Source organism: Loktanella sp. DSM 29012, from assembly GCF_900110705.1.
Classification (GTDB): Bacteria; Pseudomonadota; Alphaproteobacteria; order Rhodobacterales; family Rhodobacteraceae; genus Loktanella; species Loktanella gaetbuli.
This window is the reverse complement of record NZ_FOEJ01000004.1, coordinates 1-26,110: the sequence shown is the minus strand read 5'-3', so window position 1 is coordinate 26,110 and position 26,110 is coordinate 1. Positions and strand designations below refer to the sequence as shown.

Below are 26,110 nucleotides of genomic sequence, written 5' to 3'. Positions count from 1 at the left end.
CCCGGCCGGTCATTCCCCCGCGCAAATCGCGCCAAAGGCGAGACGAAAGCCGACCTCTGACAGGCGGCTTTGACCATCCAGACAGGTCGGTGCCTCGAGTGGGGCAGCGGTATCGACGCCCGCGTAGAACGGCCGCGCAACCGAGGATTCGCCACAGGCTGTTCCGGTCATTTCGACACCTGCGGATGCGGGATCAGCCTGACTGATCAGCGCGACCAGTGGCGCAGGCACCAGGCAGACAGCCTCGCCGCTTTGTTCTGACAAATGCCGGGCGTAGGACAACGCAAGAAATCCGCTGATGTTGGTCGCGGTTTCCGATGTCTCGGCCTGGGTGGTTGCCGCGATTTCGGTCAGAACCGCTGCCTGGTTCGGTTGCAAACCGTCGCCCCAGGCCTGCACCTCGGCCAGGGTAACAGGGGCCATGCCGACGCAGTGCTGTCCGGCAAGCGCATCAAGACTGCCCTCTTGCGGCGCATATGCCGCCGGCAGCGCGGCCAGGTCTTCGGACCGGACGACAAGTGCCGCCATGTCGTACCCCTCGAAGGTGCAGTTGAGCAGCGCACCGGCGTCAAAGTCGGACACCAGTTTGCGCAGGGTCGCGTTCTGTTCGGCCAACATGCTGTTGCCGGACAGGATATCCACGGCGTCGGGGTCACCGAACCCCGCGACGGCCTCGACATAGGCCGGGTGCGTGCCCAGCCCGGTTTCCGCAATGCCGGCGGTCAGCACCTCGTATTCTGACGCAAGCCTCTGGCGCTGCGCCTGCGCACGTTCCAGTGCCGTGGTCCGGGCCGCGATTTCGGCCGTCAGGTCGGCGGCGCGGTCACGCAGGTCAGCCAGTGCATCGGCGGTTTCCGGCACGGCGGTCGCGGCCAGTTCGGCTGCACGTTCGGCCAGATCGAAATTGCCGGGGATCTCGGTCAGCCCGGCGACCTCTTCGGCAGCGGCATAGGCCTCGGCTGCGTCATTCAGGACGGATTTCCCTTGGGCCCGGATCGTGGCAGCCGTCAGTTGCGGCAGCCCTGCGGCACAGGCGGCAAAGGCCTCTCGGTCGGCCTCTCCGTCCGTTACCTGCGCGGCAGCGGTGCGCGCGGTGTCCAGCGCCTGCGCCTCGTCCCAGGTGGTCAGCAGCGCGGCCTGTTCGGCATATTCGGCGGCAAAGCTGTCGCATTGCGCGCGCCCCGCCTGCCATTCCGCCGCCAGTTCGGCATCCAGCGTCGACAATTGGGTGGTCAGGTCTGCCCAGCGCGGCAAGGCGTCGGGGTTGACCGGCAGTTCGGACATCGCAGCCGCCGCGGTCTGCCATTCGTCCACATCATCATAACCCGCCTGCCCTGCCCCATCGGCAAGCGTGGCAATCGTGTCGCGCAGTTCCGCGATTTCCGACAACGCCTGCGCACCCTGACCGCCGGCCTCACCCACGGCGCCCTGCAATTGCGCCACGGCAGCATAGACGGCCTGAACAGCCTCGGACGTCAGGGCCCGCGGCTGGTTCGGCAGGTCGGCGATGTCAGCCTCGAGTGCGGACCACTGCGCGCTTTCGCCCAGGCTGGCCCGCAGATCGGCGATTTCATCAAGCAGATCCTGCCGCTGTGCTCCCAGATCGCGGGTCAGCCCCGACATCAGGGCGGATTCACCGGCGGCTTGCGCCTCGGACAGGGTGCGCAGCGCCGGGGCGGATGTGTCCTGTGCTGCGGCCGCGCCCAGCGCATCGAACGCAGGACCCGTGTCATTTGCATCTGCGGGCAGTGACCAGATGCCTGCGACCTCGTCGCGCAAGGCAGCGAGGGCGGTCGCCCGATCCTGAAGGGCGGCCATATGGGCCGCGACCAATGCGTCCGTCGCCGTGATGATGCCTGCCTCGCGTTCGGCGATGGGCAGGTCTGCGGCGTCACCCCGTTCGGCAACGGCGCGGGCGTCGTTCAACGCAGGGGCACCCGCCATCGCCGGATTTTCGGCGGCAAACGCGATTTCATCCTCAAGCGCTGTCTGCAGTCCGGCCAGGTAGTCACCTGCCAGCGCCGTCGCACGCGCGTTGATCTGGGGACAGTCCCGCACGGCGGCCCTGATGTTGTCGGTGGTGTCGGGCGGCGGCAAGGCCGCGCGGTCCGCGACCAATGCATCCCAATCCGCCGTGGTGGCAAAACCCGTTTCGCCCAATGTCTCGAACGTCGCGGCCATCTGACCGCAGACCTCGGCGGCCTCGTTCATGGCCGCGGCGCGTTCGGCCGCAATGCGGTCCTTTTCAAGCTTGTCCACGTACCAAAGTCCGCCGGTTCCGACCAACAGGACGGACCCGATCGCAGCGGCTGTCAGCATCCCGAATTTCGATTTCTTGGGTGGCATCCCGGTGCCCATACCCGCCACGCCAAGGCCAGTACCCACCACCGGCGCGGTCGACACGTTCAGCGTGTTGCGCAGCGCCGAGATGAACAGATCGACGGTGCCAAATCGGTCATCGGGCACCGGCGACGTGGCGCGCGCGAACAGCGCCGCAAGGTCGAGCGACATTTCGTTGTCGGTCGCCGCGCGCAGGGCGGTGTCGTCGATCCCGACCTTGCGCTCGGCCCGGTTGACCCAGAAATCGATGTTCTGGAGCATCGGCAGCACATCGTCCTTGGTCGTGACCTCTGGCGCGCTGAACACCTTGGCGAAACCGACCGGACCGGCCAGGAAATAGATCAACAGAGCCGCCAGCGAATAGACGCGGTCCGGCCCCGAGGCAGGCTGCGCGCTGCCGTTTGCCACCCGTTCAGGCGCCGTAAAGGCCGGCTCGTGCGGGGTGTTGCGTCCCAGCGGCGATGTGCCGGGAAAATAAACCAGATCAATCAGCAGTTTGACACCGTTCCCGTCGGGAACCACCTGCGTGGTCGACACGCCGAATTCGGGCAGGCGCAGGTCCATGTTTTCCAGCGCGTTCACACCGTCGAGAAACGCAACTGCAGCCCCCTGTCGCTGGGCGTAGGGGATATTGGTTCCCTCGAACCACGACCGCCCGCCGCCGTCGCGTTCGATCCCGAAAAAGCCGCCGACGGTCGCGCGTTTCAGCACCAGCGCCATGCCGTCCTTGCCCTTCTTCGGGGCGATCTCGACGATATCGTAGGGCACGGGCAGGGTCGCGGGGTGATGCGAGCTATTGTAGCGCTGGAACTGTTCGAACAGTTCGGACCGCGCCTTGGCGTCCTTCATCACCTCGGGTTCGGGGACGTAGATCGTGACCTCGTGACGTTCGTTGTTCTTGTCCACACCGCGGTGCACGTTGCTGGAACCATAGGTTTCAAAGGTGTTCCGGTCGAAACGGTAGTGCTGTTCGATCCGATCCAAGAGCGCGTGGTGGGTCATATCTATCGTCCTAGTTGAGGCGGTTCAGCGCCTGAAGGGCAGTTTGCGAGACACGGGCGTCCAGATCGCCCACACGCGTGACAACCTGCGAATAGGCCGCCCGCGCCTCGTCATAGAGGCGCATCCGTTCCAGACGGCGCGCCTCGCTCATCAGTACGATCACCTCGCTGGCATAATCGGCAGCGATACGGTCGCGGGTTTCGGCATCGGGTGCGCCGCGCAGGGCCAGTCGCGCCTCTTGCAAGGTGCGCGGCTGGCCACCCGGCAGATCGCGCGCGACCTCTCCGGTTTCGTCGCGCAGCAGGGCGATCACCTCTTCTTCGATGATGGCGGGTGTCAGCCCCTCGCCCCCGGTGCCAGGTTGATCCTGAATCGCCATGAATAGCAGGCCCGCGATCATCATGCAGACGAGTGCCAGACCGTAAAAATAGGGACCGTCCATGAATTCACGCGCGGTCGGCATGGTGAAACCGGCGCGTTCCGACTTGAACCGCACGCTCAGCTGCACAGCGCCCGCCTGATCGCTGCGCGGAAGGGTCAGTACGTTGCCCGCCGCCAGCTTGTTCGTGCGGCGCAGCGGGCCGTCGTTCAACCGCGCGGCACCGTTGGTCACCTCTTCGACGAACCAGTCATCCTCGCTGCGTTCGAATTGCAGATAAACCAGACCGGCAGGCACATCGACCAGTTCGTGCGTGGCACCGGACCCACGGCCACCGATACTGGGGCGACCATCAGACAAGGTCAGCTTGCGCCCCGTACTGGCGGTCCCGTGTTCGACGGTCAAAATCAGGTTTCTTGGCATAAGTGACCTATACAGTTCCGGCTGGCGGCGGTGTGTCGCATCAGAATGTCCCGACTCCGGCCCCGGGGCAATTGAAACCGACGCAGGGCTGTGCAGGTGCAGGTGCCGGGGCGGGTTGACGGGCAACTGGGGCAGGTGCGGGTGCGGGTTGGGCCCGCGGGGCGGCGGCGGCAGGGCGTGGTGCAGAAGGTGTCGGCGCAGCCGGACGCGGTGCGGGCGGCGGGGCCGCGACCTGCACGGGCGCACAGGTATCGCCGCTGATCTCGAAACCGGCAGGGCAGGTCAATGTGCAAGCCCCTGCGTCGCTGTCGAAATCCTGCAATGCAAATAGCGTGGTGCAGCCGGGTCTGCCGTCGCCGGCCCAGCCCGCCAGCGTCGCACCGCCCAGCGCCTCGGTCACGAATTGATCCAGCGCCGTCGCCGTGCGTTGGCCCCACAGACCATCGATCACGCCCGGCCAGCAGGCGTTTTCAAGCAGAGCATCCTGTAGCGCCCGTGTCCCGTCCCGTGTCAGGGTCAGCTCGTCGTCGCCCGACACCGTGCACAGGTCGGATGCCGCACGGGCGCGCGCCAGCAGGCAGGCCCGATCACGGCGCGCCACTGCGTCACCCTGTTCGGCAAGGTCGGGATAGGCCAGCAAAAATCCATCCCAACCCGCACAGGTGTCCGCCCCCTCGGCCGCGGCATAGGCGATGTCGCGCGGTGACAGAACGGACTCCGGGTCGGTGGGGGGCGCGGGTGGTGCCGTCTCGGGGCGCGGCGCGGACAGTGCCGCGAGGATCGGTGATGTGACCGGCTGCCCCTCGAAATCGACACAGGTCACGGTGTCGCCATCGGCCACCGGGCGCAGGCAGCTGTCCAGCACGCCGGTTGCATCGCGGGCTACGGCCAGCAAGTCGAGATCATCCGCGACCGCACGGTTGCCGATATCGGGAAGTGCCACCATCACCCTGTCCCGCACAAAGCGCAACGACAGATCCGGTGCGTCCTGAACGATCCCGGTCAGAACGTCGAGCATCGCGCCTGTCTCGGTATCAGGCTGGCTGTGATCCTGACCGTTGAACACGATGACATTCGCAGCACCCGACACCCGCGCACAGCCGCTGTCATCAGCAATATAGGGCCACAGGTCGATGTTCCCGGGAACGTCGGGTTTGGCAGGCGGGCGGCAATCCTCGATCATGGCCAGAACCCGTGCGCCGGTCGCCTCGGACAGGTCCGAAAGGGCCGCTGTCACGTCAAAGGCGGTGTCGCGGAAATCCCCCGGCGGCAGCGCACGGCGCTGCGGCGTATCGAAATCGAAATCCGCAGGCAGCATCCACAGCCGGTTGTCGCCGGCGGTCACGGCCATCTGTCCTGCGAGATAGACCAGCACCTCGGTCACCGGTGCGGCATCCGGATCGGTCTGCAGGACCTGCGCAAAATCGGCAGCATCCACAGCAGTGGTAATGGCTGCTGGATCGCCCCCCATTTGCGCGACGAAACGATCAAAAGCCCTGCGACCCGCGTCAAAGCTGCGGTCAGGCAGGGATGGCGCGTCGAAACTGTCAATGATCAGACTGATGGCACGCAGATCATCACGCAGATCGGTGACCGTGGGTGCAGCCGTATCATCAGCGGCATCCGTTGCCTCGGGCTCTGGCGGCAGCAGCACCACCGCAGAGTCTTCGGCGGGCGGCGCGTCGGGCAGGGCGGAACGCGGCGGCAGCGGGATCGCCAGATCCTCGTCCGTGCAGTAGCGCGCGATTGCACCCGGTGCGCCAAGCAAGGCCATCAGGCTGTCGGCATGGTCGCGCATGAACACGCGGTAGCCGGTGCAGTCGGTCGTCCCCTGAAGCGCGTCCCAGGCAACCTGCCAGGCTTCTGCGGCACGTTCCGCGACGGGCAACACGTCGCTGGGGGCGGGTTCATCGGTGGCGACAACGGTGTCTGCGGTCACCGTGGCCGGGTCGTCCGAGGCTGGTTCTGGTTCTGGGGCCGTTTGCGGGGCAGCGGTCAATCCCGGCGTCGGCGGCACAGGACCATCCGGACAATGCTGGGTGATCATGCCGGGCAGGAACATCAGGCTGACAGGCGTCTGCGGAAACTGCACCTGAAAATCGACGAGCCCCTGACAATCCGGCGCATCCTGAAGCCCGGCCCAGACCACGCGCCACGCATCGCCGTCGGTTTCACGTACGCCGGCAATCACTGGCAACGGTGCCGGTTCAGCGGTCTCTGGCTCCGGGGCAGGTTCAGGCGTTGCCTCCGGCGCGGGTTCAGGCGCTGCCTCTGGCGCAAGTTCCGCTGCCGCGACCGGTGCGGGATCCGTCTGGGCGGGGGCGTCATCGGCAGCTAGTGCCTCCTCTGGCGCGGGCGACGTGACTGTGTCTGGTTCATCCGCGATGTCGGCGGTTGCGGGGGGATCCTCTGCCGTAGGCGCTGGCGGGGTCTCGGGCGACGGGTCACCGGCTTGACGAAACAGGGCGGGCAGCGTGTCCGCATCATCGAACAGATCAGCCGGGTCGCGCGCGGCAAGGGTTTCCCAGATGCCGAAATCCATCATAGCCGGATCGGCAAAGACGATGCCATCATGGGTAATGGTATCCGGACAGGACACCTCTGCGATCTGGTCATCGAGGGCCGCGCGCAAATCCGCGTCAACGGGGTCAGTGGCGCAGGCCGCGACGATGACCTGTGCCTGACCAAAGCCAAAGGCCAACAGATCCTCTTTCATCCGGGAGACTGGCAGGCTGCCGCGTTCAAGACGTCGCAGCGCCAGCCGCGCGGCAAACTGACCGTCGAACCGCGTGCCCGCCGTCAGGATGCGAACATCATCGGCACCCACCAGGCTGAAGGCCGCACCGTGGATATAGACCAGCACACGTTCGTCGGGGGCTGCGGTTTCGGCCAGTGCGATCAGCGCATCCTCGACCGTCGTCTGGGCCGGGTTCAACAGGAACCGACGGCGGTCGCGCGGAATGCCCCATTCGATCGCGGTGGACACGAACCCGTCAATGGCCACATCGGCATTGGGTATCGCGTCAGATGTCATGCCGTTTTCGTCAAAGACCAGCGCAAGCGCCGACAGCGGAACGTCCGACTGTTGCGCCACGGCGAGCGCGGGCAGCGACAGGCCGACGCAAAACGCCCCTATGGTTGCCAGGCGGATCAAAAGACCACGTTGCTGCCCATCAGGGTCGCAACCGGCAGGGACAGGATAATCAGGAACACGGAGGCCGCCGCCAGCACAACGCAGATCATGAACTTGGCATTCAGCGCCTCGGCAATCTTGGCGGCGTGTTCCTCGCGCATGGCGCGCAGGTCGTTGCGCTGCGCTTCGAGCGTGGCGGCCATTTCGACACCGCTGCGCAGCTTCTGCGCCAGTTCGCCAATCGCCTTTTTCAGCTCGGGGTCGCCGACGCGGGCGGACAGTCGCAAAAAGCTTTCTTCTTCGTTTGAGGCGCGGAATGTCTCAGCCAGAATATTCAGTTCGCGGCCCAGCGGATCACGGCCAAACACCTTGAGATACATGGCGATGGCGTCGTCCAGACCGCCGCCCGACTGCACCGTCAGCAAGAAGATATCCAGAAAGAACGGGAATTGGCGGGCCTGTTTCACATGCGCCTGTTTCAGGCTGTCGACCAGGGTCCATTGCAACAGGACCGACCCCAGCACGCTAAAACAGATCCCCGCGATCAGCGCACCGATCAGGCCCAGTGTCGGCCATGACAGCACGGCCACGATCGCGCCCAGAATGACGCCGTTCACCAGCATGGATGATTTGTAGGATTGTTCCGTCACCCCCAGCAGGCGATGCGGTTCGCTGCTGAGACTGGCGTCAAGCGAGGCGTCCATGTCGGCCCGCATCTGGCCCCCTGCCCCGGCAATCACCATGGCCTGCACCGGGCCATAGGACGGGGCGACGTCGCGGTAGATCGTCAGATACTTGCGCGCGGGATTCCAGACCTGGCCCACGACGCCGATACCGACGAGCATCAGGCCAAGGGCCGAAATCAGCGGGATCATCACGGCAGGGGTCATATGTCTTGCGCCTTGAAATACCAGGCCAGCCCGATTGCGGTAAACGCAAGCAGGATGCCGAATGTCACGACGGTCCAGAGGATGCCCATATCGGCGGTGTCCCATGTCGCCTCTGGCAGGGCAAAGGGGGCGATGGCCACCACCAGAAAGGGCACCACCAGCATGATCCGCATCGATGTCTCACCTTGGCGGGTCGCGGTGTCGATCCGGTCACGCATGGCACGCTGCTGCGCAAAGACGCGGCTGAGGTTCTGCAACACCTCGGATTCGGAACTGGCGCGTTCGTTGGTGGTTTTCAGCACCGCTGCCGTCACGGCGAACCAGTCCGATTTGACCCGTTCCGCCGCGTCGTCCAGCGCCATCGGCAGGGACCCCAGATCGCGTTCCTTTTGCGCCAGCAGGCGCAGTTCATAGTCCAGCGGCGGCGGTGCCGTGCGCGACACCTCTTCGAGGGCGAGGCCCACATTCTTGTTGTTGGCGAGGTTCGCAGACAGCTGTTGCAGCAGACCGGGCAGGCCATTGTCAATGTCCCTGCCCCGCTTGCGACGGGACAACTCGAACGCCGGGGTGGCCACGGCAAGCGGCACCAGCACCATGATGAACCCGGTGACGATGGCCGCGACGATGCCAAAGGGCCAGCCGCTGGACCGGCCGAACAGCAACCCCATCAAGAGTGAGACAATGCAGATGAACGCCAGAATGACCCACAGCATGTTCACCGTCAGCGGGCGCCATTGCAGTACAAACACAAAGCGGTTGTCATAGGATGTGATGATCTGCGCGAACATGCCCTCGAGCCAGGGGCGCAGCAACAGGAACAGGCCGATCACGGCCATTGCGATGCCGACGGCAAGCCCGAGGGCAAGGATCACTGGGGCGTTTTGTTCAAACATTCCGGTTTCCGAATTTCAGGCGGCGGGGGTTGAACCCGCCGTCGATGATTTCGCGGATTGCCACGGGCGTGCGCCCGGCAAAGGTAAACCGCGTCCCAAGATCGGGGCGCACGGGATTGTAATAGGTTTCAAAGATCGGGTTGACCTCGATCCGGCCCGTGACGGGATCGACCGCGCCAACCTCGGCGATGGCGGAGATTTTTTTGCGACCGTCGGCGTAGCGGTGCAATTGCACGATGAAATCAATGGCGGCGGCCACCTGATAGCGGATCGCCTCGAGGGGCAGACCCTCACCCGCGCTAAGCACGAGGTTTTCCAGACGTGCCACGGTTTCGGTCGGATCATTGGCGTGAAGCGTCGTCATCGATCCTTCGTGACCCGTGTTCATGGCCTGCAACATATCGAACGCCTCGCCACCACGGCATTCCCCGACGATAATGCGGTCGGGCCGCATCCGCAGCGCGTTGTGCACCAGATCGCGGATCGAATGCCCCTTGCTGTCGCCGGTCGGGGCGACGCCCTGCATGGTGACGACATGGGGCAGACGGCCACCGTCCTTTTCCGAAATCTTGAGTTCGGCGGTATCCTCGACCGTGACGATGCGTTCGTCAGGCGGGATCATGGATGCGAGGTAGTTCACGATCGTCGTCTTGCCGGTGCCGGTGCCGCCCGCGACGAGGATGTTCTTTTTCGAGACCACGCACCCCTTGAGAAAGCTTGCCATGGCGCTGGACAGGCTTTCCTTGCGACGCAGGAACAACAGATTCGGCGCCTTGGGGCGGAATTTGCGGATCGTGATGGTGGTGCCCGACAGCGCGATCGGGTCGATGACGATATTGACGCGGCTGCCGTCCGGCAGACGGGCGTCACGATAGGGGTGCTGTTTTTCAACGCTGGTATTTGACCGGGTCGCGATTTTCTGGGCCGTGGTCAGCGCCTCGCCTGGCGAGCGAAAGGCCAGACCGGACAGCACGAGTTTGCCGTCAATTTCGACGAACACCTTGTCATAGCCCACGACCATGACCTCGTTGATGTCCTCGATCGCCATCAGCGCCTCGAGAGGCCCAACACCGTCCATCGCCGCCACGACCGAAAAACGCACGCTTTCGGCAACGATCTTGTCCAGCAGCGCGCGGCTGAAGGTCATCATGCGGCGCGAAAAGACCTTGGCGAATTGTTTCGACAGGATGTCCAGTTTCTGCGGGCGGCGGTTCGGGGCGGTATCGATCCCCATATCATCCAGCAGTTCCTTGGCCAGCCGGTCGACGCCCGTGCGGTCGCCTTCGGTGATTTCAGCGCCCAGCGCCTTGCGCAGCAACCCCGGATGCCCCAGCAGGCGCAGCACCAACTCGCGGCGCAGAGTTTCGTGCGCGTAATTTTCGAACAGATCCTGAGACACTTGCGACAGGGCGGTGCGCAGGTGTCCTTCGATGAAGGGCAGGATTTTCTGACGATAGAACGGATCGTCGCGTTCCATTTCGCCGGTCGAGGCGCGGCGTTCGGTGTCGCGGCTTGTGCGCTGCTGGATATCCGACACCAGTTCGTCAAACACGGCCTTTGGCGTGGTGACTGCGGCATCGTCCTGCCGATTGGCACCGGTGGGCGACACCAGCTGAAAACTGACGTCGGCAATGGCGAATGCCGCATCGCTGCTGATCTTGCGGCGTTCGTTGACCGGCAGGATGTTGACGGTATCAAGCCGCACGCCCGTCTGGCGGGGCGTCAGATACCACCCCAGCGAGGTGTATTCGAGAACGGCGTGGTTGGGTTTCACCCGGTCGGAATGGATCGTGATCGGCGCGCCAAGTTCGCTATTTTCACCAGAGCCCAGAACATAAGTGGCACGGCCCAGAGGGTGACGCACGAGTGGTTTCTTGCCGTGCCGAACCTCAAGGACCAGTTCCATGTCTAGACCACCTTCACAGGCATCCCGGGTCCGTCGCGGCGTCAGTGTCACACTGGCTGCGCAGGACCACGGACACGGGACCGTCAAGGGCGGGTGTCGCCTGTGACAGGGCCAGCGCGTCCTGTGGCGTCATTTCAAGGGTCAGGGTCGAATAATTGTCGCGTCCCGACGCCAGCCATTCGTCGTAGCTGAACATGTCGCCCACCGCGATGACCTTGACGTCTTCCATCAGGATTTCGGCCTCTGACCCGGCGAGGTTGGACCGCACGCCGATCAGGTCGACGCGGTTGCCGGGGGCCACCTGATAGTTCAGCGCGCTCTTGGTATCGACGGAAATGGTCAGGGCACGCATGCCCGGTGTGATCACCTGGTCCAGACGGGTTTCGGCAACATCCTCGAACAGGTCGCGGGTCAGAATGCGACCGCGCGGCAGACGCATGTTGATCGGCTGCAGTGTCACGAACTGACGTGTAGCGGCACTGTCCGGAAAGGCATAATCGCCAAGATTGCCACCGGTTTCCGGTATCTGGACCGATGTCAGGTGTTCGGGGCGCAACTGACTGCCGGCCTCTAGAAAGGCATCAGGCAAGTCGGCCCGCAACACCAGATAGGCGGGTGCATCATTCACGGCCTCGATTTCGGCCATGCGCTGCCACGACATGTATCCGGCGACCCCGCCCAGCAAAAGCCCAACGACGATCATTGCCACGTATTTCATGAAGTGACCAACCCGACTTAGAAGGTGAAAGTTTCGGCCTCATCGAAGATGTTGGGTGCCTGCGACCGCATCCATACGATGAATTTGGTTCCCGCCAATGCGAGGAACGTCACCAAAGGCACGGACACGACACCAAGTATCAGGACTGCCTCAAGCGAGGTGACGCCGCGGTCATCGCGCAAAATACGCGCCGCGACGTCTATGAATTTACGCAACGGATTGCCTTACCAAGAAGAACCGGCCGTGCTGGACAGGCCATCAGCGGCCGAGTCCATGCTGGTGCCAGCTGTCTTGGTGTTGTCCACCACAGCCGTGCCAACATAAGCAAGAAACATGACCAGCGGCAAAACAATGACGCCGATTTTCAGAATATCTCCAGGACCCATCTCGTACTCCTTCGAAGAATCAATTAAAGATTGTCTTATTATAAGCGGAAGTCTGCTTGTTAAAAGCATTTTTTCTTATTTTTGCCACAATCGCGTAAGTTCGCTGATCTCCTCGGGCAGCAATTCGGGAAAGGTCGGCATTTCTCCTGTCCACATCAATGACTTGCCGTTGGGGCCGTCCTTATCGGGCTGCAAGTTAAAGATCAGGGCCATCTGGTAATAGTTCGTTTCGGGGTCCAATCCGCGGACCTCGGAAATCTCGACCACCCGTCGAAAACCCCGCACACGCGAAATCTGAACGACAACCTCGACCGCCGCCGCGATCTGGCGTTGCAGCGCGACCAGCGGCATGTCCACCCCCGACATCAGGCACAGCGTTTCGACGCGGGCAAGGCAATCGACCGGGCTGTTGGCGTGCACGGTCGACATCGATCCTGCGTGGCCGGTATTCATTGCCTGCACCATGTCCAGCGCCTCGCCCGCGCGGCATTCGCCGACGATGACCCGGTCAGGGCGCATCCGCAGCGACCCCTTGAGCAGGTCGCGGATCGAAATGCCACCGTCGCCGTGTTCGGTCGGTTTCTGCGCCTCGAGCTGGAGGACGTGACGATCATCCTCGAACCGGATTTCGGTGGTATCCTCGATGATCAGAACGCGATCATCTGGGGCGATCATTTCGGACAGGGCGTTCAGAATCGTCGTCTTGCCCGAACCGGTGCCGCCCGACACCAGCAGGTTCCGACGCTGTTCCATCGCCACGCGCAGATAATCCTGTGCTGCCGCACTGAATGACCCCTTTTCGCGCAGCATATCAAGGCTGATGCGGTCCTTTGGAAACTTGCGGATCGCCATCGACAGACCGGGCCGCGCGGCCGGGGCCTGCAAGATATGAACCCGGTGCTTTTCGGGGGTGCGCGCCTCGATCGACAGGTCGTTGGGATCAAGGCGTTTGCCTGCATATTGCAGGATCGCACGGGCCAGCGCGGTCAGGTTCTCAGGCTCTCCGAAACTGGCACCCGGCAGGCGGGTCAGTTTGCCCGACAATTCGACATAGATCTCATCCGGGCCATTGATCATGATTTCCTGAACGGAATCAGCCATTTTCCGGCGTTCCGGGTCTTTTTCCTCGGGGTCGCCATAATAGGGGGCGATTGGGCCCAACAGTCCCTGGATGACCTGCGCATGGTATCTTGCGAAAACCTCGTCGTCGCTTTCGCTTGCGCCAATGACTACAAAATCATCCAGCATGCCGTTCATAGCGGCAGCATCCACACGCCTTCGGCGATGCGCCAATAGAGCATGAGCGAAATGGTCAGCCGGATCATCAGGACCATGATCGGCACACCGAACACCGCAAGGATAATTACGTATTCCAGGCTCATTTCCGCCCTCCTATTCCATCAAGCGGTCGATCACGCCGCCGCGGGACACACCCTTGGATCGCAATTGCAGATAGGTCAGCGCCCACCCGATCAATAACATGAAACCGAGGAACGCGAGGAGTCCTAATGCAGGGACCGGCAAAACATCCAGCATTTCGCCCAGCGCAATCCGGTCATATTCCGTCGACAGCGCGCGGATCGCGCCAAAGAGCGTCGCCCGAATGGCAACAAACAGGCCAAACGCCACGGCCAGCCCCAGCACAACGCACATCGCCACCTGCGTGCAGACCAGCACGACGATCTGCAGCGGCGACAAGCCACCCACGATCAGCGTCGCATATTGCCCGCGCCGGTGACCCAGCACGGTTCCCAACTGCACCCACAGGATTGCGACGCCCAGACCGACCAGCGACCAGCCGACCGGCCCGGACACCGCATCGATCAGGCGTGACAAGAAGCCAAAGCGCATAAGGCTGTCGCGGTAGATATTGTGTATGGCGATCCGGCTCTCGGTCGCCTGATCTCCACTCTCATCAGATGCACTGGCAAGGGGCATGCACAGCGTATCATCCAGCGCACCCGACGTGACGCCATCACAGGAAATGACGGACACCAGGCCATCCAGGCCGATCCGGTCTTCGGCAAAGACAAGCATTTCGTCATAGCCCGAGGATGCGTTCGCCGTTTCGATCGTGATCGGATCATCGCCGCAGGACGATTGCGCGGAATCGGTCGCGCCAAGGGCAAAGGCCCGCTCGCGTGGATTGATCGCAGAACAGGGGGCCGTGTAGAGGCTGACGTCGACGCCCACATCCGGAACAGGCTGGGGTGACAGGCCGTCCCAGTCCGACAGCGCCAGATCGCCCCCGGTGGCAAAGAGCGCGGCCACAACCCAAGGCACGGTCGCAGCACAGGTCCCGCCGCTATTGTCGGGCGCTGACCAAGATACGCGACTGGGATTGGCGACAGACAATGACCCGCCCATGGCCGCGTGCAGGTCCGTCAGTGCGGCCCCCATGGGCGCGCTGCGGGCGGCGCGATCCTCGGCCGACATCAGCAATAGCGACGGGCTTTGAACGCCGGCTACAGGGGCAATGGGCGCAGGCCCCGCGCTGAAATCAAGGCACAGACCCGGACTGGCAGAGGCTGCTGCTTCCAGCGTGTGCAGCGCGGCGGGCAGGACAAAGTCGGGCGCGATATGGCCCGCGCCAAGGTAATTGGCCCAAGTCACGCGAAACGGCACGAGATGTGCGCGGTCGTTGACCCGCATTTCCAGCCAAAGCAGCGACATGTCGTCCAGCGATGCGGTGTCTTGTGGAATATCATCCAGCGCTGCGGGCGGCACCCGCCCGGCCAGCGCCGCGCGATAGGCGTCCAGATCCAGGAATTGCGCAAAATTCTCGCGGTCCAGCACGATGGACCACATGTGCGCCACCACGTCCTGCGACAGACGGGTTGCTGTTGCCGTGGACCGTTGCTGACCGGCCAGTACGCTGTCTGTGTCGGCAAATATCCCCTCGAACGCGGGTTCCGCATTCAAGCGCGGTTCGGTCCAGACGTCCTGCGCGGGCAACCGGATCAGGTCGCCGTCAAACGTGCGCCGGAATGTCTGGACGGGAAAGCCACGCGCCTCCAGATCGTCCACCATGTCTTGGGTCATTGCACCGGCGTCGTTTTCCGCCAGATAGTTCTGCCGCACCCAGACCGGCACGCCGTAGCCCGGCACCTTGCCCAGAAACGCATCGACAGAGCGTTCCAGCACCCCCAGCTTGGCGCTGAAAATCACGATACCCAGCAGTTGCAGCAAGGCGATGAGGGCCAGCAGATATGCAAAATCGCGCCCCCCCGGCGGGCGCGGCAGAAAACTGCGGAACAATTCGTTCCAAGCCATGCGCAGGATCAACATCAGGCCATCACACCCGCTGTGTTATCCCACCGCACGGACCCGTCGGCCACGACCAGCCGGCGCGGTGCACCCGTATCCGCGGGATCGCTGTCATGGTGCGTAACCCAGATCAACATGCGTTCCGGCGTCAGCCAGTCGGTCAGCATCGCCATGATCGTGCGCCGTGTCTCGCCGTCCAGACTGCCCGTGGGTTCATCTGCGAACAAGACGACCGGATCCTGCACCAGCGCCATAAGTAGGGACGTCCGCTGGCGTTCCCCGCCCGACAGCTGCCCCGGAAAGCTGGCGGCGATGCGCGCGACCTTTTGCGCATCACCGTCAAAGGCGGAATGCAGACTGCGCTGTGCCGCATCCCGCGCCTGAGCGCGGCTGTGACCTCGGTTTTCCAGCGCAAATGTCAGCGCCTCGGTGATGGTCATGAATTCGGGCACATGCGGCGTCTGAAAGGCGAAACCGAAATACCGACGCCGCAACCGGCCCAGCATGTCCGGGGATGGGCCACGATGCCCCCAGTCCAGTTGCGCCCCATCGGGAAAGGTCCATGCGATCCGCGCCTTGGGGCTTTGCGGAAGTGTGGTCGCGGAAATCAGGTGCATCAGCGTGCTCTTGCCCGCGCCTGATGGTCCCATCACCGGCACGCGATTGGTGTTCCCACCGGCATAGCGGATGTCCAGCCGTCCGTCGCAGCGGATGCGGAACTGGGTGCCTGACCCCGCACGCCCACGTGCGAAATCGAGGTCTGTCACCGTGCAGCCCCAATCCGTCATGCAGCCTGCCATGCGTCCGACAGCCGGATCATGGCAGGAACTGGTTGGGTATCCAGAACCAGCGCGCGTTCAGATCGACATAGCTGTATTGCATCGTGTCTTCGGGAAAGCTCTTGAAGTCGTCGAAGGTCAGGTCCGTCACGCCGTCATACCGCATGTCGCACCGATCGGTCGGGATTTCGGCGCTGGTAAAGGTCGGCACGTTGCCACGGTCGATTTCGCGAAAGAAATCGCGTCTGACGGCCAGCCAGCGGATCACGAAATAGATCTCGCAGGAATCGATCGCCTCGTCAGCCGAACCGCCGCCTTCTGCCGCAAAGATGAAGTCACGCAGGCTGTAGTTCATCAGGGGGGTTTCGCTGCCTGCGGGCAAGGCGGCCTTGAGGTTGAGGAAATCCGACAACGGCATATCCAGTTCGGCGGGTGACAATTCACCCAGCGACCGTTCCAGCCCCTTGACCAGCGAGGTCAGGATCATCTGGGACTGCTGCGGAACCGACATGTCGGTGACATCGCGCAGCGGGCGCAGCATCAGGCCCCAGTCGTCGAATTCCTCGGCCGACACCAGCACGTCAACCTGCGTATCCTCGCCCGCGCGGACATAGCCGCGCGTGGTGTCTGACACGATCTTTTGGGTGCAGGCATCACCCAGCGTGTCGCAGACCCGCCGTTCGATCTGGGCCAGACGCAGCGCAGGCACCCCGTTGGCGCTGGATTGCAGGGCAGTGATGATTTCAACCAGCGCCTCGCCGGTCTGAAGGCCCGCGATGATTTCCGTCACCGGCCCCTGATCGCCAAACCGGGCGACCTGATCGGTGATGATGCGGATCAGCTCGCGCTGGGCTGCGTCGCTGTCCTGGCCGTTCATCGAGAAATAGTTCTGTTCCAGATCCAGCGATACCGGGATCTGCTGGCTGTCCTGATAGATCGACCCGATGGTGCCGATCATCAGTTTGGCCTGCACCTCGTATTTCTGATAGGCGCTAAGGTAGCGTTCCAGCCGGTCGCCCGTTGCCTGAAGCGCCTCAGCCGCCTCTGGCACATGGATGAAAAACGGGATGATCGGGTCCACGGTCTTGGACGATACACCGTTGACCAGCATGTCCACGACGGCCAGTTCATCCGTCAGCATGTCCGGCACGCCGCGCGAAATCAGGCTTTCGCTGTCATAGCCCGTGTCACCGATGACAAAGAGCATTTTGACGTTGTCCTCGCAGGCGGTGATGTCGTCGGACGCTTGTGCAAGCGCCACGATCAGCGCCTCTTCGTGGTCGGGATCGGGTTCATTGCCGCTGCCGAAACCGGTGTCGATCTCTTGCAGCATCGTGTTGAAAGTCTCGCGGTTCTGGGTCAGCGCGGCCTCGTCCGGGGTGCAGTTGCGATCCAGTGGCAGGCCTTCACCGATGCCGAAATTCCCGGCATAGGTGTCGCGGTAGACCCGGAAACCGTACCGGACGGTCACATTGGAAAAGCGTGGATCGCCCTCGAATGAATCCTGAATGGCCGGGATCACGCCCTTGACGGTATCGCTGCCGATCAGCGCCTCGATATGCGGTTCCATCGACTGGGTGCCGTCGATGAGAAAGAAAACATCGAGGTTTTTCAGCTGCTGCAATTCACGGATCGCGTTGTCCAGACCGGCGACCTGTTCCAGCAGGGCATCGCGCCCGTCCTCGCCCACGGTGGCGACGGGCACGGCGATTTCGTAGAAATCTTCTCCGTCGATTTCCAGATCGCCGATGATTGGCAGGCGCACGTTGGACGTGAACCAGCGCGGACCGCCCAGAACCTGCACGTCGCAGGCATTGCCGGTTTCGGCCTCAGCCGTTGAGAGCGAGGCGCGCGCGGCGTCTTCGGTCTCGTAGACGCACATGATCGTTTCTTTTTCGACCTCGAGGCTGCCCGTATCGGCGTTTACGACCATGTTGTCGGACGGGCGCAGGCCCAGTCGCGTGTTCCAGCGATATCCGTCGTCGGCGGAGACCCAGCCATTCAGTGGCTCCAGTGCCTCTGACAGGTTCGAGCTCATGAGCAGGACGCTGTTCGTCTCGGGGTCCTCGGCAAAGATGAAGAACCGCTGGAAACGTGTCATGCTCTGACAGATGCCGTTCAGTTCCGCGCAATCATCGCCGCCGGGGTCGGTGACCGGCACGACACCGACCTGCGCATCCTCGGCCGCGTTGGCAGCCGTGCGGATGTAGAATTTGCGCGAGATGTTTTCTTCGGTCATCAGCGGCGTGGCGCGACAGGACACGTCATCGGCAGCCACCCAGCCCAGCATCGGCGAGTCCGGTCGCGTGTCGCGCCGCACGTGGATATAGTCGCCGTCCTGCGCAATCGGGTTGATACGTTCGTTGAACACCAGTTCGCCGATCACGGTGGCGTCGGCACCGGGACCGTCCCGTAGGGGGGTCGCCCCAACCATCACCGGAATGATCCCGTTGCGGATGATTTCGCCGGTTTCGGCGTTGAAGCTCCCCAGCGCATCGGGTCGGTCATAATAGCCTAGGCAGCTGCCTTCGATCTGGGCCGCGACAAAGGTAGGCGCGGCAGACAGAGCAAAAACCAGGGCAAGGCGTGCATAGGGTTTCAAAAGCAACGTATTCGTCCTCGTTTTACTATTTTGTCAGATCGGACAGCAGCGACTGCAAGTCGGCGCTGACCGAACCTGCGGTCACTGACGTACAACTGTCGAACAAAAGGCGCTGTGTGAACATGTCACAATCAACAGCACCGGAGGTATCGAGCAAATGCACGGGAATGCCCAGTACTTCCCAGGCGAGCGCCTCTGGCGAAGATGTCAGGTCATCGACATAGACATCATCGCCCTGCGCGATGATGACCAAGCCTGACATGTCACGTCCCGCCTGACGCCAGATCCAGATGAAATCGCGCAACAGTTCGGAGCGGGGTGTCAAAAAATCTAGCGATGCGAAATTCGCGTCCTGCACCGCGTTCGCATTGAGATAGAGCGACTGACCGGACACCAGCGTTTCGCGCAATTCATTACGAGACATCGTATAGCTGACGTTGGCGCAGACTTCGGCCTCGCTTTGGGACGTGGCGGCGTCCAGCAGGGCATCGACGATGGCAAAACCCAGATCGCCGTTCATGCTGTCGTGTTGGGCCAGATGCACCAGAACAGGCGGTTGCGTGCAGGTCGACAGCGGTGTGTCGGGTGCGACGCTCAGTCGATCCTCTGACACCTGCAATGCGGCACAGCGCGACAGAGCGGTGCCTGTATCGGACTGAAGTTGCAGCGATCCGCAGGCCAGCACGGGTGCTGCATCATCCAGCGCGTCCAATGCGATACTGTCCGACCGGGTCTGACAGGCGTTGTCACCAAACAACTGCACGACAGTACCAGCAGTCGCGGTCACGCCATCCGACAGCGCCAGCGGCAACCGCAGATCGGGCAGTTGCCTGACCATATCCGCAGCCACATCCGTCAGCGACGGACCCAGCGGTGCCACCTGTGTCAACAGATCCTCGCCGGGGCGCTGCACCGCTAGGCGGACAGCATCGGGAAACACCGCCTGTGTCCAGCCAGCCTCGGACAGGGTCGCGCCCTGCCCAGTGATGTCGAACGGTGCTACATCATTGCATGCGTCCGCCGCGCAGTATCCGGTCACCTGCAACTGTGCGTCCGCCAAGCCGCAAGTCGCAGCGCCATCCACCATGTTCATGTCGATCGTGATCGCCGGCCGCAGTTCGGGGGCCGGGGCGAGCACCACCTCTGCGGCATCGCCAAGAGCCACGTCGAAATCGCCCCAGATCGCAGATGTCACGCGCAGACGGTCTACGCCGTCGGCCAGCACGCAAGTCAACTCAGCGCCTTCTCCGCTGCAATCCTGGGCGCGCAGCGTATCGCCTGCGGGGCCCGTCACGGCGACAGCCCGGCAAGCAGGCGCGAAATCATGCACGACCATACCGGCGTCTGCGTCGGCAAATCGCGCGCCCGCGAGCAATTCGGCACAGAATGGGTAGTCCTGCGATTGCAGCATGACCGTCGAACGCAACGGCAGGTCAATGTCATAGAATTGACGGCCCGCGTCATCCAGGCCGACCTCGACGATGTTGAGGGCGCGATCGTCAAGCGGCGCCTGCCAATCCGCAACAGCGATGCGGACGCGCTGCGATGTGCGATCCTGTGCCGGCTGGGCCTGTGCCAGTGTGGGCACCTCCTCTTGCGAGGCGGCACCGGGGTCATTTGACAACAGTTGGCCCGCGTATTGCATCACGCCGTCCATCAGCGGAAATGCAAGACTTTCAGCATCATAGGACAGATCGGTCAGATCGATCTCGACAGCTGCGCGATCGCCTGAATTGTACCGCAATAGGCGAGTGGATCGGTCTGGACATTCGAATGCCGCACTCTGCGCATCAATGCTGACATTTACAAAGCGACAGCCCACCAATTCGAGATCACGCGCCTGCAATCCAGATGGAATCGGTAGGGAAAAGACGACGTTGGCATCAGCATCGCTTGCTGCGGAATCAGTCTGCGCCCCTGCCGGAGACGTGGCGTGTGCGGCAAGGCCAATGATGAGAAAATACCTGCAAAACCAATGGATTGAAGATCGTTTTTTCAGGCTCATGTTACGCAAATCAGCATTGAAAAATCCGCAAACTAAAGTCTGTTAAAAGGTTGATCGCTACCTTACTCTAGGTCAATGATTGGTCAACAGATTTATCTCGTGGTTTTGTGATGCAAGGACTTTTCCGAAGTGTGATGCGGCTTGCGAAATGCCAGCGCGGTGCATTGCCTTCGATTGAGTTCATCCTGCTACTGTTTCCCGTGTTTATCGTGACCATGTCGCTGATCCAGCAGATCCTGATCGCGCAGGCTGTGGTGACGACGGAATACGCGGCCTATGCGGCGGGGCGATCTGCGCTAGTGCATTCGTGCCGCCCCGTGCCGATCATGGCGCCCGGAGAAAGCCCCATCGGCACCGCCAAGGCGATCTGGGGCGCGCTGAATTGCGACGAACCCACCACAGAGGACGGGTCGGTCCCGTGGGAAACTGCCGCCCGCATGGCATTGCTGCCGATTGCACCGTCCAGCCTGTTCAGCCAGGAACGACAGGGCAATTGCCGCTACCCCGAGGCGGCGGTTGAATTCATCGTGCGGGGGCCCGTGGGTGAAACACTGCGCGACGCCGTCGAGCAGAAGGCCTGCTATGTGTTTGAGGGGGCAAACGTGTCCGTCGATCTGGATTGGGTCTGGACCGAGGCACAGGTGACGCTGGTGCAGACCCTGCCCCCGATCCGCGCCGAGGTCACATATCACATGTCGATCTACGGGCCGGTTGCTGGCCTGTTTTCCCAAGGGCGGCGCGATGACGGGACGCATTTCCGCATCATCAAGGCCGAGGCGACACTGCTATGATCGCGCTGCGCGCCACCCTCGCCGATCTGCGGCGCGACGAACGTGGCGCATTTGCCTTGATCGCGCTGACGGCCGTGTTGCCGCTGATGCTGATCCTGTTCCTGATCGTGAATTCCGGCAAATCGACCTTTGACAACACCCGCACGCAGGACGCAGCCGACATGATCGCGATGGCCCATGCGACCGAGGCCGCGCGCGCCATGAATACGCTGGGCATGAACCACGTCAGCCTTGCGCAGAATTACACGACAGCGGTGAACGCCAGTTCGCTGCACAATACCATCAACATGCATGCGGCGGTTCTGGGCATGGCGTCGGTCGAGGCCGGTTACTACGCCTATCAGACCTGCAAGAAATACAAGAATATCCCCAAGATCGGCGCCATTCTGATGGCCGCCTGCATGATCCCCGCGACGACCTATGCGGCGGAACTGGCCGCGGATGCGGCACTAACGCTGGCGCTTCACGTGACCATCAACCCCAAAGGCGCATTGGACAACGCCAATGACGCGCTTCTGGCGCTGACCGCCCAGAACACCGAAATCGTGGACCGTTTCCCGGACGTGATCCGCCAGCAGGGCCGCCTGATCGCGGCAGAGCACAAGATCAGCGATTTCTACATTGATGCGTCCTGCGAAAAAGGCATGGCGGAAAGCTGCGACAACGGCACCCAACGGCAGGGCATGGAACTGCCGGTGACGCGCAACGAACCGCGTGCGGTCTATCCCCGGTTCTGCGCCGCGCTGTATTTCGGAACCGGCGGTGTGGACCTGGGCAAGATACCATTCCTCAGCAACATCGCCCCGCAGATGGGCAGTCTGGCACAGATACCCGCGATCCATGGGTCATTCCACAGGCGCGGTTTCGACATCAACAGCGGCCCGATGTACGGCGGCAGCGAGAATGACCCATATCTGCCGACGCATATCTCGCGCGATTCAACGATGGGCGACAAGCTGAAGCATTATCACAAGGTCAGCCAGGAAAAGCGGCTGTATGACGGGCTGATCAATGCGTTCCAGATCCCCGGCATCACGACCGAGTTGATCGCCGGCATGGCATGGCGTGCCGCGTGGGGCCTGAGCACCCGCCGCCAGGAAAACAGACTGCGCGAGGCGATCGAAAGCCTTAACCCGCTGGAATTTCTGATCATTGGCGGCAAATCGACCAAGACCTACCGCAGCTTCAATCCGCTGGCGACCAGCTACCCGTTCGATCAGCGTATCGATTCCAACATGTTCACGCGCATGGTCGAACTGCGCACGCTGGCGCAATGCAGCAGCGTCCAGTTCAGCGCCGTCCCCGGTATCGACGCGATGGGCGGGTTCCTCGATGCAATAGGGCTGGTCACACAGGTCGAGGATTTCGACCTCTACAATGCGATCCCCCTCGAAGAAGAAGGCTTTGTCCCCTCGGTCAGCATCCTGCCGGACATCGATGATTTCCACGATGACTATAACGCGCTGGTTTTTGCGCTCCGTGCGCCGAACGAACGCTGGGCCGGGCGGTATTTCCGCACGCACGAGGCGGGGTATCTGCGGTACGCGCAGGGGCTGGTGTTCAACCCTGATGAGATCTCGATCTATTCGCAAAACTGGCGTGCCAGACTGGTACCCGCCGACAAGATGACGCGCCTGAGCGGTGTATTGAACCGGATGGACGGCGAAGTACCCGAAAGCTTTGGCCCGTATCGCACGTATCTGGAACGCCTCAATGGCACAGCATCCGCGGGGTGGGCCGATGCCGTTACACGCTGATTTCCTTCGTTTTTTCCGGCGCGAACACGGATCTGTCACGATCGAGGCGATCTGCTTTCTCGTGTTCCTGATGTCGGTCGCCGTGTCGTGTTTCGCCCTGTTCCCCATCGTCAAGAACGGGGCATCCGGCGCGATCGACAATCGCACGGTCATCCGCAATGCGTCCCTGAACGAAAGTTGCAGCCACACGGGGCTGTTTCCGGGGCAGCCGATCACGGTCGGTTTCCGCGAGAAAAGCCAGGTCACGATCCACTGCAACATGAACATCAACGGCGAAACCGCGGTCGAGGATGATCAGCGGTTCTGGACAATGTTGCAGGCCGCAGGCGATGCCGTCTATCCCAACCTGAACCGCGCGCAGGAACCTGTCATGGCGTTCAGCGCCGTGCAGTCCGAACAATTCTCGACATTCTTTGGGTCGCCCACCAGCACGTCGATGATCTGGTTCAACAACGAAACCTTTGCACCCAGCAATGAAACATGGCTGTTCAACGTCCCCCGCTGGGCCGAAGGCCATGACAAGGTGATCTGGGAACATTTCACCAACCGTCAAAAGGACCTGTTCCCGCGCGTCTATCCCAGCGCCAAGACCCCATCGACGGGCACCGCATCCGCCAGCAACCTCGAAGAGCTCGAGATTGATTATGCCAGCGCCGTGCGCCCCGATTTCAACATCACCGAAGAGCTGGAACGCATCACGGCGGTGGCCGCGACTGTCGATACGGGGGCCGTGACAACGGCCACGGAAACGACGGTGCCGACGCAGGTGACGGCCAGCGGCACGGGAAACCAGCCAAACGCACCCCCCACGTCCGAAGGCGGCGACACCGGCGGCGCACCCGCGTCATATGCGACGCCCCCGCTGGACAACCTGTCGAACTACATGCGCGAAACGCTCGCATCGCGGATCGGGACCGCACAAGGTGTGGCAGAGGGTGCGATCGGCTGGGTGGGCGACATGGTCGGTGGTGCCGCCACGGCCGTCGAAACGGTCTACGAGGCGGGCGTGGTCGGTCTCGAAGAAGCCACGGGCTGGATCCCCGACGACTACGCCGCCTCGCAGCAACAGGACCTGGTGGACCGCGGCACCGGCATTCTGGAGGCCGCACAAGAGCTGATGGATGACCCGGCTGCCGTGGCCGAGGCCTTTGCCGAATATTACGCCGCCCAATACGAACACGCCGACGCGCTGGAGGCCGCATATCGCGCAGGCGAAGGCGACATCTCCCTCTACCAAGAAGCAGAGCGTATCCGCGCCCGCACAACCACCGAACTGGGCATCATGGGCGTCGAGACGGCGGCCACCGTTGTCGGCGTCGGCGCGATTGCCAAGGGTCTGCGCGCGGCACGGATCGCCGACAAACTGGACGGTGCAACCCCGCTTGCCATCGCTCTGAACGGCGTGCGCCAAACCCGGCTCGCCACCGAGGCGGTCGGCGACCTCAGCCGTCAACCCGGTCGCACGACACCGTTCGACATGGGCGAGGTGCGCACCAGGACGGATGAGCTGGTTGAGGCTCGAAATCGCGATCTTGATGAAGATCTGGCAGAGACTCCAAGCAATGCACCCTACGATGCTAGAGCATGGCGTGATTATTATGACGAGTTTTACGAAGGCAACGTTACCTCTACGACAGTGCCACCATACAACGCAAAGAATGTCCCGCTTGCCGGCCAGCGACACCCAAATACTGGGGTCGTATTTGATCAACGTGGATTTCCAGTGTTTGATGACTTTACAGTGTATGACACGCGCTTCACTGGCCCAGAGTTCAGGAATGCCAGCTATCAAACTCAGATGAGAATGGGGACGCGCGACCTGCGAACACAGATCGAGAACAATCCGCAGCTCAGATCGCAGTTTAACGAGGCCCAACTACAGGCTATCCAGTCAGGCAATGCAAAAATTCCAGGCTACACATGGCATCATCACCAAGATTCTGGGCGGATGCAGTTGGTCGATGAGGATATTCACCGGAACACCGGTCATATCGGTGGCGAAGCTATGAGTGAGGGACAATAGATTAATGGCGCTCCGGCTAACCAAAGACGACGGCGAAGACATCGGCTTTGTCAAAAGCTGTTTTTTCATGGGCGTTATCGACTTTAACGAGCTCCAGAGATGGCTCCATCACGTTGTGGAGACACAAGATGATCTGCCGGACTACATCTGGTCGATGCTCGATATGAAAGATAAATTCGATTTCAAACCGTTGAAGATATTGGGATTTACGCCATACTGGGATCACTCGCGTGAGGAAGAGCAGGCATTGGCCGGAATAGGGTATTTGCGGAGCAGCACCTTCACGAGTGACCTCGCATCAAAAACAGATGCCATCAAATTACTGGATGATAATCCGCATATCCATGAGCGCTTCCAACACACTTTTCCATTTCTCACGATTCAGTAGATCCCTGGCCGTTTTATGTCAGGGGATGTCCCTGAGGCGTTTATGATGCGGGTCCACGGTATGACACTGGCCCAAATTGGTGCTGCAAATGTCCGGCTTCATCATCTGAACGAAACAGTGATTGAGGGTATCAACAGTGACTTTGGAACTGAAATTTCCTACTAGGGACGTAAGCTTCACCCTCGGCCAATCGCATTCATCTGCCCTTGAGATGCTAGGCGAATTCGAGACGGCCACGCAGATTGACGCCGAAATTCAACGTAGCGCGATCCAGGTCTTGCACGAAGGTACCGAGCTATTGTTCGAACGGGATGCATTGATCGCTGTTTTTCTTGACCTGCTCCCCAGAGAGTCCTCATTTATGAGTTAGCTCTGTTCAGGTTTTGGTCTTCGTTTGACCGGTTAGCATATTCGCGCGGTGTCAGGCC

19 protein-coding genes are annotated in these 26,110 nt (G+C 62.0%); 4 read left to right on the top strand and 15 right to left on the bottom strand.

From position 1 onward, the window contains the following. Positions 1 to 9 precede the first annotated feature (9 nt). The 15 genes from BMX27_RS09810 to BMX27_RS09750 form a co-directional block, all read right to left on the bottom strand. Positions 10 to 3,342 carry a hypothetical protein gene (locus BMX27_RS09810; protein WP_090159685.1) on the bottom strand — a complete coding sequence of 1,111 codons (3,333 nt, stop codon included), beginning with the start codon at positions 3,340 to 3,342 and terminating at the stop codon, positions 10 to 12. A gap of 10 nt (positions 3,343 to 3,352) precedes the next feature. Then, positions 3,353 to 4,144: a hypothetical protein gene (locus BMX27_RS09805; protein ID WP_090159684.1), complete on the bottom strand. Its 792-nt coding sequence runs from the start codon at positions 4,142 to 4,144 to the stop codon at positions 3,353 to 3,355. Positions 4,145 to 4,184: 40 nt separating this feature from the next. Continuing rightward, positions 4,185 to 7,298 (bottom strand): hypothetical protein, encoded by a 3,114-nt coding sequence (locus BMX27_RS16865; protein ID WP_090159683.1) that lies wholly within the window; start codon positions 7,296 to 7,298, stop codon positions 4,185 to 4,187. Then, positions 7,295 to 8,167, bottom strand: a complete 873-nt coding sequence (locus tag BMX27_RS09795; RefSeq protein WP_056039457.1) for a type II secretion system F family protein — start codon at positions 8,165 to 8,167, stop codon at positions 7,295 to 7,297. Before BMX27_RS09795 ends, BMX27_RS16865 begins: the two co-directional genes overlap by 4 nt. Beyond that, positions 8,164 to 9,060 carry a type II secretion system F family protein gene (locus tag BMX27_RS09790; RefSeq protein ID WP_090159682.1) on the bottom strand — a complete coding sequence of 299 codons (897 nt, stop codon included), beginning with the start codon at positions 9,058 to 9,060 and terminating at the stop codon, positions 8,164 to 8,166. Before BMX27_RS09790 ends, BMX27_RS09795 begins: the two co-directional genes overlap by 4 nt. Continuing rightward, positions 9,053 to 10,966: an ATPase, T2SS/T4P/T4SS family gene (locus BMX27_RS09785; protein ID WP_090159681.1), complete on the bottom strand. Its 1,914-nt coding sequence runs from the start codon at positions 10,964 to 10,966 to the stop codon at positions 9,053 to 9,055. Before BMX27_RS09785 ends, BMX27_RS09790 begins: the two co-directional genes overlap by 8 nt. A gap of 13 nt (positions 10,967 to 10,979) precedes the next feature. Next, positions 10,980 to 11,684 carry a Flp pilus assembly protein CpaB gene (gene cpaB, locus BMX27_RS09780; protein WP_090159680.1) on the bottom strand — a complete coding sequence of 235 codons (705 nt, stop codon included), beginning with the start codon at positions 11,682 to 11,684 and terminating at the stop codon, positions 10,980 to 10,982. Positions 11,685 to 11,701: 17 nt separating this feature from the next. Next, positions 11,702 to 11,899: a hypothetical protein gene (locus tag BMX27_RS09775; protein WP_090159679.1), complete on the bottom strand. Its 198-nt coding sequence runs from the start codon at positions 11,897 to 11,899 to the stop codon at positions 11,702 to 11,704. A gap of 9 nt (positions 11,900 to 11,908) precedes the next feature. Beyond that, the gene (locus tag BMX27_RS16860) at positions 11,909 to 12,070 is read right to left on the bottom strand and encodes a hypothetical protein (protein ID WP_157057569.1); all 162 of its coding nucleotides are present in this window, start codon (positions 12,068 to 12,070) and stop codon (positions 11,909 to 11,911) included. Positions 12,071 to 12,145: 75 nt separating this feature from the next. Further along, positions 12,146 to 13,318, bottom strand: coding sequence for a CpaF family protein (locus BMX27_RS09770; RefSeq protein WP_177172701.1), 1,173 nt, complete (start codon positions 13,316 to 13,318; stop codon positions 12,146 to 12,148). A 5-nt stretch (positions 13,319 to 13,323) separates the two neighbouring features. Continuing rightward, a complete protein-coding gene (locus BMX27_RS17025; protein ID WP_256212462.1) occupies positions 13,324 to 13,452 on the bottom strand; it encodes a hypothetical protein in 129 nt (42 codons plus the stop codon). A 10-nt stretch (positions 13,453 to 13,462) separates the two neighbouring features. Next, positions 13,463 to 15,358, bottom strand: coding sequence for a hypothetical protein (locus tag BMX27_RS09765; protein WP_090159677.1), 1,896 nt, complete (start codon positions 15,356 to 15,358; stop codon positions 13,463 to 13,465). Continuing rightward, positions 15,358 to 16,125 (bottom strand): ATP-binding cassette domain-containing protein, encoded by a 768-nt coding sequence (locus BMX27_RS09760; RefSeq protein WP_177172700.1) that lies wholly within the window; start codon positions 16,123 to 16,125, stop codon positions 15,358 to 15,360. The genes BMX27_RS09765 and BMX27_RS09760 overlap by 1 nt, the downstream gene beginning before the upstream one ends. 28 nt (positions 16,126 to 16,153) lie before the next feature. After that, a complete protein-coding gene (locus BMX27_RS09755) occupies positions 16,154 to 18,724 on the bottom strand; it encodes an SH3 domain-containing protein (RefSeq protein ID WP_090159675.1) in 2,571 nt (856 codons plus the stop codon). A 19-nt stretch (positions 18,725 to 18,743) separates the two neighbouring features. Next, positions 18,744 to 20,462, bottom strand: coding sequence for a hypothetical protein (locus tag BMX27_RS09750; protein ID WP_143056806.1), 1,719 nt, complete (start codon positions 20,460 to 20,462; stop codon positions 18,744 to 18,746). A 371-nt stretch (positions 20,463 to 20,833) separates the two neighbouring features. Here BMX27_RS09750 and BMX27_RS09745 point away from each other — a divergent pair, with 371 nt between their 5' ends. From BMX27_RS09745 to BMX27_RS09730, 4 genes are read left to right on the top strand one after another with little or no spacing between them, the layout of a single operon-like run. Beyond that, a complete protein-coding gene (locus BMX27_RS09745; protein WP_177172699.1) occupies positions 20,834 to 21,514 on the top strand; it encodes a TadE/TadG family type IV pilus assembly protein in 681 nt (226 codons plus the stop codon). Continuing rightward, positions 21,511 to 23,271, top strand: coding sequence for a TadE/TadG family type IV pilus assembly protein (locus BMX27_RS09740; RefSeq protein ID WP_090159672.1), 1,761 nt, complete (start codon positions 21,511 to 21,513; stop codon positions 23,269 to 23,271). The genes BMX27_RS09745 and BMX27_RS09740 overlap by 4 nt, the downstream gene beginning before the upstream one ends. Continuing rightward, positions 23,255 to 25,294, top strand: a complete 2,040-nt coding sequence (locus BMX27_RS16960; RefSeq protein ID WP_218144655.1) for an HNH endonuclease — start codon at positions 23,255 to 23,257, stop codon at positions 25,292 to 25,294. The genes BMX27_RS09740 and BMX27_RS16960 overlap by 17 nt, the downstream gene beginning before the upstream one ends. A 4-nt stretch (positions 25,295 to 25,298) precedes the next feature. After that, entirely contained in the window at positions 25,299 to 25,682 is a 384-nt protein-coding gene (locus BMX27_RS09730) for a hypothetical protein (RefSeq protein ID WP_090159671.1), read from the top strand. The last annotated feature ends 428 nt before the right edge of the window (positions 25,683 to 26,110 follow it).

Coding starts and splice junctions, on each gene's coding strand:
- BMX27_RS09805 (WP_090159684.1), bottom strand. CDS start 4,144: ATGCCAAGAAACCTGATTTTGACCGTCGAACACGGGACCGCCAGTACG.
- BMX27_RS09790 (WP_090159682.1), bottom strand. CDS start 9,060: ATGTTTGAACAAAACGCCCCAGTGATCCTTGCCCTCGGGCTTGCCGTC.
- BMX27_RS16860 (WP_157057569.1), bottom strand. CDS start 12,070: ATGGGTCCTGGAGATATTCTGAAAATCGGCGTCATTGTTTTGCCGCTG.
- BMX27_RS09795 (WP_056039457.1), bottom strand. CDS start 8,167: ATGACCCCTGCCGTGATGATCCCGCTGATTTCGGCCCTTGGCCTGATG.
- BMX27_RS09730 (WP_090159671.1), top strand. CDS start 25,299: ATGGCGCTCCGGCTAACCAAAGACGACGGCGAAGACATCGGCTTTGTC.
- BMX27_RS09740 (WP_090159672.1), top strand. CDS start 21,511: ATGATCGCGCTGCGCGCCACCCTCGCCGATCTGCGGCGCGACGAACGT.
- BMX27_RS17025 (WP_256212462.1), bottom strand. CDS start 13,452: ATGAGCCTGGAATACGTAATTATCCTTGCGGTGTTCGGTGTGCCGATC.
- BMX27_RS09765 (WP_090159677.1), bottom strand. CDS start 15,358: ATGTTGATCCTGCGCATGGCTTGGAACGAATTGTTCCGCAGTTTTCTG.
- cpaB (WP_090159680.1), bottom strand. CDS start 11,684: ATGAAATACGTGGCAATGATCGTCGTTGGGCTTTTGCTGGGCGGGGTC.
- BMX27_RS16960 (WP_218144655.1), top strand. CDS start 23,255: ATGCCGTTACACGCTGATTTCCTTCGTTTTTTCCGGCGCGAACACGGA.
- BMX27_RS09745 (WP_177172699.1), top strand. CDS start 20,834: ATGCAAGGACTTTTCCGAAGTGTGATGCGGCTTGCGAAATGCCAGCGC.
- BMX27_RS09770 (WP_177172701.1), bottom strand. CDS start 13,318: ATGCTGGATGATTTTGTAGTCATTGGCGCAAGCGAAAGCGACGACGAG.
- BMX27_RS09810 (WP_090159685.1), bottom strand. CDS start 3,342: ATGACCCACCACGCGCTCTTGGATCGGATCGAACAGCACTACCGTTTC.
- BMX27_RS09760 (WP_177172700.1), bottom strand. CDS start 16,125: ATGACGGATTGGGGCTGCACGGTGACAGACCTCGATTTCGCACGTGGG.
- BMX27_RS09785 (WP_090159681.1), bottom strand. CDS start 10,966: ATGGAACTGGTCCTTGAGGTTCGGCACGGCAAGAAACCACTCGTGCGT.